Source organism: Wolbachia endosymbiont of Drosophila barbarae, assembly GCF_044752445.1.
In the GTDB taxonomy this organism is placed as follows: Bacteria; Pseudomonadota; Alphaproteobacteria; order Rickettsiales; family Anaplasmataceae; genus Wolbachia; species Wolbachia pipientis.
Genome location: NZ_JBIXJM010000043.1, coordinates 1 through 10,074, shown reverse-complemented (window position 1 = coordinate 10,074; position 10,074 = coordinate 1). Strand labels below are relative to the sequence as shown.

Annotated in this window: 8 protein-coding genes and 1 pseudogene; 3 read left to right on the top strand and 6 right to left on the bottom strand. The window is 34.4% G+C overall.

The features are described 5' to 3' along the window. The first annotated feature begins 781 nt into the window (after positions 1-781). From ACIPNH_RS00555 to ACIPNH_RS00545, 3 genes are all read left to right on the top strand, one after another. On the top strand, positions 782-1,747 hold the full coding sequence (locus tag ACIPNH_RS00555; protein ID WP_400770895.1) for a DnaJ domain-containing protein: 966 nt from the start codon (positions 782-784) through the stop codon (positions 1,745-1,747). Beyond that, a complete protein-coding gene (locus ACIPNH_RS00550; protein WP_400770892.1) occupies positions 1,690-3,759 on the top strand; it encodes an ankyrin repeat domain-containing protein in 2,070 nt (689 codons plus the stop codon). Before ACIPNH_RS00555 ends, ACIPNH_RS00550 begins: the two co-directional genes overlap by 58 nt. Before the next feature lie 260 nt (positions 3,760-4,019). Next, positions 4,020-5,858 carry a TomO hydrophobic C-terminal domain-containing protein gene (locus ACIPNH_RS00545; protein ID WP_400770890.1) on the top strand — a complete coding sequence of 613 codons (1,839 nt, stop codon included), beginning with the start codon at positions 4,020-4,022 and terminating at the stop codon, positions 5,856-5,858. A gap of 535 nt (positions 5,859-6,393) precedes the next feature. On the opposite strand, the gene ACIPNH_RS00540 is transcribed toward ACIPNH_RS00545, so the two are convergent. The 6 genes and pseudogenes from ACIPNH_RS00540 to ACIPNH_RS00515 form a co-directional block, all read right to left on the bottom strand. Further along, positions 6,394-6,558, bottom strand: coding sequence for a hypothetical protein (locus ACIPNH_RS00540; RefSeq protein WP_400770887.1), 165 nt, complete (start codon positions 6,556-6,558; stop codon positions 6,394-6,396). A 31-nt stretch (positions 6,559-6,589) separates the two neighbouring features. Next, on the bottom strand, positions 6,590-8,077 hold the full coding sequence (locus ACIPNH_RS00535) for a recombinase family protein (protein ID WP_400770898.1): 1,488 nt from the start codon (positions 8,075-8,077) through the stop codon (positions 6,590-6,592). Further along, entirely contained in the window at positions 8,070-8,510 is a 441-nt protein-coding gene (locus tag ACIPNH_RS00530) for a DUF2924 domain-containing protein (RefSeq protein ID WP_400770885.1), read from the bottom strand. Before ACIPNH_RS00530 ends, ACIPNH_RS00535 begins: the two co-directional genes overlap by 8 nt. Positions 8,511-8,514: 4 nt before the next feature. Continuing rightward, positions 8,515-9,003, bottom strand: coding sequence for an ankyrin repeat domain-containing protein (locus tag ACIPNH_RS00525; RefSeq protein WP_400770882.1), 489 nt, complete (start codon positions 9,001-9,003; stop codon positions 8,515-8,517). 26 nt (positions 9,004-9,029) lie between these two features. Beyond that, entirely contained in the window at positions 9,030-9,755 is a 726-nt protein-coding gene (locus ACIPNH_RS00520) for an ankyrin repeat domain-containing protein (protein ID WP_400770879.1), read from the bottom strand. A gap of 168 nt (positions 9,756-9,923) precedes the next feature. Then, positions 9,924-10,074: pseudogene (locus tag ACIPNH_RS00515) on the bottom strand (phage tail protein); the annotation flags it as partial.

Sequence of the window (10,074 nt, the reverse complement as noted above, 5' to 3'; positions counted from 1 at the left end):
GATATTGAGACTGTAAATAATATTATAAGAAATGCAAAATTTAACATTAATAAATAAGTCTACTAAAAGGTAAAAAAGGATTACTTGCTGTGATCCCTATAAAAGTTTTTGTTACTTGTTGGTTAAATTAAAGGGCCAATAATATTGTAGAAAATTTTAGACTTGAAATAGTTTTCAATAAAAGCCTCTTGATAAGGTCAATCTGATCTTTCATTTTTTTTAAATTCTGTTTTTATCATACGCTTATTAATTCTTCCGCAAGCAAAATACTATTAATTTAGCAAAATATATTATTAAGATCTCAAGTAAAATAACCATTTCCGGCGTTTAAAACCAAGGACGGTGAGAACTATTTTTCTTGGGATGGGATGGTCTACCATGTGTACCGTGCGAACTTTTATTTATAATAATTTTACTGTACGCTAAAATCAGCTATATTAGCTTGCTTTTGCTAAATTTACGTACGAACTAACTTACCCAACTTTGTTGCAGGTAATTTCAAGCTTTTAATTTTACAACCCCATTTTCACGCAACGTGTTCTCACAATGATAGGTACTTTTTTGCGATTTTTAAAAAAGTAAATAATTAAATTCTCGTTGATATTAAAAAGTGTAGTGTTTTGTTAAATCAGAACGGACTTTGCAATATAGTTTAATAGCATTTTAGTATACTCTTTATATTGAGAATTCTGATGTAAATTACGTTTCCAATTTAGAAATCAGCCATATATATTGACAAAAGCTGAGGTTAATAATAAAATAATAAAGAGTAATATTATTAATGAAATTTATGCCATCGGTTAGTGATAGTGGAGATTATAAAGATTTTTTATACCCTATTAATTTTGATGTTGACTATTATAAAATACTAGGAGTAGGTGTAAAGGCTCAGGCAGATGAGATAAAAAAAGCATACACAAAATTAGCAAAGAGATATCATCCAGATAAAAATCCTGATGGTGGGGAGAAATTTAGAGAAATTTGGAAAGCATATGACGTACTAATTGATCCAAAACAAAGAATGCAATATGATGGAGAAAGAATATCCAGAGCTAGACATCAAAAGCAAGAAAAGAATGAAGATTTTGAAAGTGAATTGTTCGGAGCCATTTCTTCTAAAAATTTAGGAAAAGCAAAAGGGCTAATACAGAGAGTGAAGAACTTTAATATGTTTCGCAATCAAGATAAGCTTACAGAAAAGTATCAGAGTAAATTGTTTGATCAAAAGGAACTGGAATCTCTATTACTGCTTGTAGGTCAACAAAAATACATTGATATTTTGTCCGGCAAATTAAAAGAAAAAGATAATGGTATAAGAGCTGTAAGCCATGCATTCTTTCCAACCATAGCATTAAGAAGAGAATTTAACCAACTCTTTACTGACCACGTTACTGAATACTTGAAAACATTAGAAGATGAGAATGTTGTTAATAAGATACATAATATACTTAATTCGGCGTTATCTGTTAAAAATGAAGAGTGCATCAAAACGGTGCTATCTTCATCCCTAGAGGCTAAAGTTAGTGGTGCTAGTCTTTTGTATCTTGCTGCCCTCTACAGTAAAGAAGTAGCACAAGCTCTTTTGAATGGTGAAGTTTATGTTGACACTAAAGACGTTAGTGGTATGACAGCTTTACACTTTATAGCTCGTGATGCACATCAGACAGCTCAAAAAGATACCAATAACGGGTGGATGGAGTACATTTGGTCTTTTTTTCTAATAGCAGCAAAGATAACGATGATGTAGCACTCTTTCTAGAAGGTGCAAAGTTTCTCCTTAGTAAAGGTGCTGATGTTGACGTCAAAAATAATAATGGTATAACACCTTTACACTTTGTGGTTTGCAATGGCAATTTGGAAATAGTAAAGCTTCTTGTGAAGAACGGTGCTAACTTCAACATTACATATGGAAATAGCACTGTTTTGAATTTAGCAAAATCATCCAAAACAGAGAAAAAAGAAGAAGTGATAAAATTCTTTAAGGAGAAAGTAGAAATAGAAAAGAAGCGTACACCTTTACATTACGCTGTTTTAAATGATAACAATGAAACACTTAATCTTCTTCTCAAAAAAAGATGCTATGATGTTGATGCTAAAGGTAGTGATAATCGTACGCCTCTAGACCTTGCTATTGAAAAGAGTAAATTAGGAGCTGTTAACCTTTTACTTGATCATAAAGCTTTTGTTGATTTTGGACATTTGTACTTGGCAATAGGAAAGCTTAAAGCATCAAGCAATGCAGAAAAAATAGCTTATCTTCTGGTAGAGAAACTTAAAAAGGAACTTAATAAAACAAAAGCTCAATTTGGGCAAGGGGATGATGATCTAGCTAGTCAAGTAGGGAAGCTTAAGGAGAAACTTAAGAAAACAGAAGCTGAACTTGCAAAGAAAAAAGAAGAGATGGAAAGCAAAATTGGAGAAGTAGCTAGGCTTGATAATACTATAAAGGAGCTTAAGGAGGCAAATGCTGGACTAGAAAGAAAGAATAGTGACCTAATTAATCAGATAGATGATTTGAATAAAGAAAAAAATGTACTTGATGGCCAATTTGCAGAGAAAGAAAGAGTGCTGAGCAGCAAATTAGGGAAGTTAGAAGATCAGCTCAAAAAGCAGACGAAAGAGTTAGATGACACAAAACAAAACTTGGATAGCAGAATTAGTGCAGTAGCTAAACTTGAGAAAACAAAAGTCGAGCTAGAACGAAATATTAATGATCTGACTGATCGAATTAATAATGAAAAAAGTACACTTACCAGTCAGTTTGTAGAGCAAAAGAAAACACTGAGTGATACACAAGCTCGATTAGAACAAGAGAAAACAAAACTGCAAGATGAGCTCAAAAAGGAAAAAGAAGCGCTGAAGTGTATACAAGCTGAACTCAAAGCAAAGGAGGAAGAGCTGAATAATGCAAAGCAAGGCTTGGTTGAAAAAACCAAATTAGAAGAAGATCTAAAAAAGGCAGCACAGGATGTTTATACACTAAGTGATAAAATAGTTCAACTGACTAAACAAAATAGTCAACTAGAAAAGCAGCTTAAAGAACTTGATGCAACACAAGCTCAATCCGAAGAGAGTAAGAAAGAGCTAAGTTTTGCAAGTGAAAAGGTTTTACAATTAGAGGGGCAGTTACATAGTGTGTTTCAAAAGCTGGAAAAAACTGAAAGCAAAAATAAAGAGCTGAGTACACAAAATATAGCACTGGGGGATCAAAATAAAAAGCTAGATAAGCTTAAAGATGAAAATGAAAATAAAAGCCAGCAGCTAGAAGCACTTAAAAGTTACAGTAACCAGTTGGAGAGTCAAATTGAAATTCTAGAAGCACAACTTAGCAACAGAGATCGGGAGATGAGTGGCACAAATCAGAAGGTTGCACAGTTAGAACGTGAGCAAGATAGTATGAAGCAAGACTTGGCTGCAAAAACTAGGGAACTTGATGAAGTAAAAATTCAATTCGAAGAGAATTCAAATGAACTGCAACAAAGCTTAAAAGGTCCAAATTCAGATCATATAAACAAAAAACTCTCAGCAGTAAATACTCAGAGTAGAAAGCAAGTAATCTATGCTTCTGTTTCTTTTGTGTTATCTGGGGCATTTGCTGTTGGTGCAAGTTTAACAACACCTTGTTTAGCAATATTTATTACACTCGCTGTAGCTGCATTAACTTTTTTTGCAGTAGGATGTTACTGTTCGTATGGGACAATTACAGCACTTAGTAATGTTGAAGTTAAAATGGTTGTTGATCATGCTGTGAAGGTTTAAAATAGCTCAAGGTAATGAGAACTAGCAGGGGGTACGAGATAAATGTTGTGTTAATAATTTAGGTAGTATTCTCAATTAAAAAAAATTGTTGGACATATCTTTTTATGCTGGATTTAAAGAAATAGACCTTTTCTCTCTGTTTAAACTATGATATAGTTGCAAGAAAATTAGAGTATGATATATTATCCTTCGAATTGCATTAGCCCTCCGTTGAGGGATAAAGTCGTAATGAGCTGTCTGAGTAGGATGTTCTGGTTTTCATGATGGGCGAGAGCATTTCTAATTTGGATGAGTCAGTTTTCCTTGATACTTTAAGTGAGTCAACTGGTCGAAGTGATATAGGCTTGTTTAGCCCATATGAGACGATTATCTCGAGCAGCCCGGTTCCCGCAAATAGTTCGTCCAGTTCGATTGATGAGGCTGAACTGAGTGGCAAGATTGGTGTGGCTGGTGCAAATAGGCTGGTTCATCCGATGAAAGTAATCACAGAGATACTGAACGAACTGAAAGGAGTAGAAGACAGATCATCGTTGTTGACATGCTTAGACACATTGCAAGAGGGTATTATACATCTTGTGCATGAGGTAGAAGAACTAATTAAGGATAATTATAGCCAGACTTGCCATAAAAACAAGCTTGAAGGTCTATATCAAGATATTCACAGAACCAAACAAAAATTAGAGTCAAAAGAAAAATTAAACACTTCTTTATATAGAAAAAATCAATCATTATCAAAACAAAAAGATCAATTAAAAGAAGAGAACAAAGAGCTTTCAGCCATAAATTGTAAGCTAGATACAAAGTTAGGTATAGCAAATACAGAAAGAGAAAAATTATTTGAGAAATATAATTCTTTAAAGGTAAAGATGGAGGCAGATCTAAGTAAAGCGGCTGAAGAGAATAAGCTATTGACACAAGAAAAAAATGAGTTAGATGACAAATACAAATACGTTTCAAGACCAAAAGAGACAAAAGATCTGGGTATACAAACAGAGGGCATAGATACATCACAAGAAAGAGCCGAATTAAATGACAACCATAAAAGAGTAACAGAGCTGGAAGAAAAGCTAAATATAGCAAATGAAGAGAATGCACAATTAACATCAAGTAATATTCTTTTAAAAGAAAATGCAAAACAATCAGAAGAAAGATTGAAAATATTTAAATCTTTACAACCTAATTTTACAGAGAAAAGCCTTTTTGATGAAATAAAACTTGATAAATCAATTCAAATGGAAATTGAGTATGAATGTAATTCCGAAGCCACAGTACCTATAAAGAATGAAGAGCTGAGCACTATAACACAAAACTCTAGTAAAAATGCTAGCGAACTTACTAGACTTGCTGAAGGGCTTGAAGGAACAAGAGTTCAGCTTGCAAAGAAAGCGGAAGAAATTAGCAAGTTAAATGGTCAAGTAACTGAACTTACTAAAGAAAGCAGTCAACCTAAAGAGAAATTTGACAAAATAAAAGCTCAATTAAAGAAGGATTTGAAGCAAGCGATACAAAAGGAGCAAAATCAACAAATAAAGCTTGATGATCTAACTAGTACAGTAAGTCAACTTAATAGCGAAAAAAGTAAACTTGAGGTTCAACTTACGGAGAAGGAAAAGAAGATTGATACCGTACAGAGAAGCTTGGCTAACAAAGATGTTGAAGTAACTCAAACTACTGATAAAGTAAACGAACTTAATGCTGCTATAGAGTCGCTAAATACCCAACTTACAGAGCAGAAGGAAACGCTAGATAGTGCAAATCAAGAAGTGACTCAACTCAAAGGCATAGAAGATCAACTTAAAGGTGATATAGAAAAACTTGAAAACAAAAATAAAGAGCTAAATGGTAAAAACGAAAAATTCTTGAGAGCAAGCACTCATAGCAAAAGGCAGGGTCATTATGCCTCTGTTTTTTTTGTATTATCTGGAGCATCTGCTGTTGGTGCAAGTTTAACAATGTTTCATTTAGCAACGTGTATTTCACTTACTGTAGCTGCGTTAACTTTTCTTGCAGTAGGGTGTTACTGTTTATATAAAGCAAATACAACACTTAGCAATGTTGAAGTTGAAAATCTTGTTGATTCTGCGGCTGTGGAAGTTTAAAATAGCACAAGTTGAGAAAGGATAGCAGTGGTGGGATAACTGTTTAGATGTCAAGTTAATAATTTAGAGATTCTTCTAAAGAAATTATCCTATTAAGGAAAATTTCTTGACGTTTATGATTTTTTAGACATAGTATTTTACGTTAGATTCAGAGAAGACTGAATAGGTTGCTTCATACTTTCTACTTTCTCGAGCTTGGTGTTGGAATTTATGATATTATACAGCGCAAGACCTATACAAGCTAGTCCAACGATTCCCCCAATAACCGCTATGGCATACATTTTCAATATACAAGCTACAATACCACAGACTAGTAATGCCGCACCAACAACACCAGCCAGGATTGCTTGTCTTTGCTGCGTCGTTTTTGTTGATGATTTCTCTTCAACAGCATCACATGGCTTTATTTCATTTGAAGGAAAGTCATTGTGTACATTGGACGTCTCTGTTGGAGCATTTTGAGTCTTTTCGCTGGTTTCACATTAGACTGAGGTATATTAAGATTCTCACTACTTTCATGGATATTTTTACATAGCTAAGTGTCAATTTCTATAGCTTTATCAGCATTAGTGATCTCAACTTCTTCTGGAATATTATAGGTCCTTGATTCCTCTATGACAGCTTCTTTTGCAGTAGTGGTATCTTTTCTATTTTTTAACTTTCTGGTAATACCTCTCCATATTTTCTTCGGTGTTCTCACGATGTTTTTCTCCTTGTTACTTTTATAAACGTTACATCGCTAATCCATAAAATTTTTCTACCTGCTCACTCCACAGCATCGGTATTTCTTTTAAATCTACTAGCCTCAAATTACTTGGTTGTCTCCCATTTACTATGTCTTCTTTAATCTTTGGTGCTAGGTAATTTAACCTTAAAATTTGTTGTATACGTCTTGTACCTATATTAATTTTAACGCTCAGCTCTTTCACACTTCTATATTTTCCTTCTTCTAGTTGCCGTTTCCACAGATGGGCTCTCACCACAGCTTTCAGTAGCGCATTATTTGTTTTCCCTTCTGGTTCTACTACTGTGCATTTGTTTCCTTTCTTCTTCATTGGTATAAATTTTTCCTCTGATTCAGAACACACATCTATTCCATCTTCTTTTACCATTACTCCCTTTATTAACTTTTTCACTACTTCTTTCTGCTTTCCAAAATTTAAATTTTCCCATTTTTCTTCGGTCTTTTCTTTCCCATTTTCATATAGCTGCTCTGCTTTCTTCATTACTTCTTTTTCTACTTCTCCTGCTACTACATTTCGATTTACTGATTCGCAATTTTTTCCTCTTAAATGGTTATTACATATATAATATCGATACCTTTTATTCTCTTTTTTTGAGTATGTCAGCGTCATGGTTACTTCACAGCTCTTGCACTTAATTATTCCCCTAAGCAACGCTTCCTCATATTTTGCTTTTCTATATGGTTGATTCTTTATCAATTCCTGCGCTTTTTTCCACTTTTCCCCTTCTATTATTGCTTCATGCTTTCCCTTATACCGTTTGTCATAATGTCTTATCTTTCCCACATATATTGGATTTGTTATTATTCTTCTCACCGTTGCCTTTTTAAAGATATCTGATTTTGTTCTGTAACCTTGGCTATTTAACTCTCTTGCCAATTCTGCCATTGACTTCAGCTCCAAATATCTTTCAAATATGTGCTTTACTGTTTTTGCTTCTTTTTCATTTATTATTAATTCTTTATCTTTCACATCATACCCTAGCGGCAAAGTTCCACCCATCCATAATCCTTGTTCTTTTGATGTTGCTATTTTATTTTTTACCCTTTCTACGATCATCTCTCTTTCTAGTTGTGCTGCTCCTGATAATACCGTTTGTACAAACTTTCCCATTGGCGTATTATTGTCAAATATCTGTGTTACTGCTACAAAATTTACTCGGTGCCTTCTAAAAAATGATGTAACTTCTATGCTGTCTTTTGTCTCTCTTGATAGCCTATCCAGAGTATATACTACTACACAATCTATCTCTCCTCCTTTCACGTCTGCAAATAATTCCTTTATCGCTGGTCTTTCTAAGTTTTTCCCTGAAAATCCTCCATCATCGTACCTTTTGGCCAATGCTACCCAGCCTTCTTTGCTCTTTATATATTTTTCACATGCTACTCGCTGCGCATCTAAACTGTTAAACTTTTGTTCTAGACCGTCTTCATTTGACTTTCTCGTATATATTCCACATCTTATCCCTTTACACATTTTCCCTTCTCTTTTGATCACGCAAACCAAATAGAAGCGGCCCATTGTAACTCATTCCCATTATTTTTCCGGCTACTGCTGATAATGATGTAAAAAATTCTTCTCTGTAGATTAAACCCTTATCTGTTACCATTACCGCATGCGTCTCTTCCCCTCTTTCTAATATTAGCTCTGTTCCCTCTACTGGCAGTTTGTCACTACTGATTCTTTTTCCCTTCTCTAGCCGATCTGCCAGATACTCTAGTCTTTTTGCTCCTTTTCTTGACATTTCTCCATACGCTTCCTCCTGCATTCTATAAGCTAATCTTGGTATCAGATATTTCTTTGAGTATCTAGGCGCTTCTTCTCCATATACCTTCTTCCATATTCTTCTCAACTCTACCAACGCTTTTTTCTCCAAACCTTTTACCTTTCTTTCTATTTCTTCCTCCATGTTTTTAGCCTCTCATAGAAGATGTCCCACTTTGCTGTTCAAATAACTTTTCAATTCTGTCTATTTCTTTCTTCAATACTTCAGTTATCTCTTTGCTATTTTTTGCATAATCTATCGCTGTCATTCCAAATTTATCTGCTTGCTCTATTTCAGCACCTGCTTCCACTAGCTCCTCCAATATTTCTTTTTCACCTATCATACATGCAAGGTGCGGCGGCGTGCATTTACTCTCATATTCCTCAGCATTTATATCTGCTCCTGATCTGATTAACTCTTTTACATTTTCTAGACGTTTCTCCGTTACCGCTAGGTGCAGTGCTGTGTATCCTTCTACATCTGCTGCATTCACATTCGCTCCTTTTTTGACTAATAACTCCACTGTTTTTACCTCTACTGCATAATGTAGAGCTGTTCTTCCTTTTTCGTCTCTTGCATAAATATTTTTAAATGAGTTCTCTAATAGTGACTCCTCTTTTTTACCGAGCTTTACCATAACTTACCCCACCTTTTCTTTAAATTTTAAGCCTTCCTTCTCACCACATCATCTATCATTTCGTTCACTTTGCTCATTATCTTGCTTGCTAAATTTTGACATTCTTTCTTTATTAGTGATTTGTCTCTCTTCCTTATTTCTCCTATCTCTATTATTTTTAGCTCAGGTAAATAGCTCCTATCCAACATATCTGCTATTTCTCCCACTAGCCCCTCTATTCCATAGCACGTCAGTTTTCTACTTTTTGTTATTCCACCTTGCTTTCCCAGAAATTTCCTTGCCTTTTCATTCTCTCCATTATCCCATAGAGCATACCTTTCACTCTCCCATATATAATACATTGGTGTTGCACCATATTTATCCAGTTGATTAACTGCAGCTCCTGCTTTTACTAGCTCTTTTATTATTGCAATTCCTGCCCCTAGCCTACATGCAGAGTGCAGTGGCGTACATCCGTTGATATATTTAGTGGCATTTACTTCTGCTCCTTCCCTTAGCAGTACTTTTACATTTTCTAAACTTCTCGCAAATACTGCGCAGTACAGTGGTGTATAACCCTTTTTATCTCTTGCATTTACCTCTGCTCCTTTTTTTATTAATAACCTTACTGTTTTGTAATCAGAGATTTCCACTGCTTGGTGTAATATCGTCTCTCCTTCTTCATTTCTTTTATTAATATTTTTAAATCCGTTACTTGATACTTCTTTAAAAAACTTACTAAAAGATTCTCTCTTTTCTTCGTTGAACCCCATTGCATACCTCACAAAATTAGCTTTTCTAGCGCCAGACAAATTTCTTATGTTTACCTGCCGCTATTCAAGTCATGTCCGTTTTAGCATAAGAAAGCAAGTCTTTTTCTTTTTATTTCATACACTTTTACCTATTATTAATATAATATATGAGTATCTAAATATAAGTACTTAACTTATTAGAGATATTACTTGACTATTTTTCCAACTTCTGTGCAAGTGTCGATGTTCGTGCCACTTCAGTACTCCTGAGTAAAATACTAAAATGTGCTTTTCTAATTCGTGTATTGAGTCTTTTTGCTCTGAATCCAAATCATTTTTA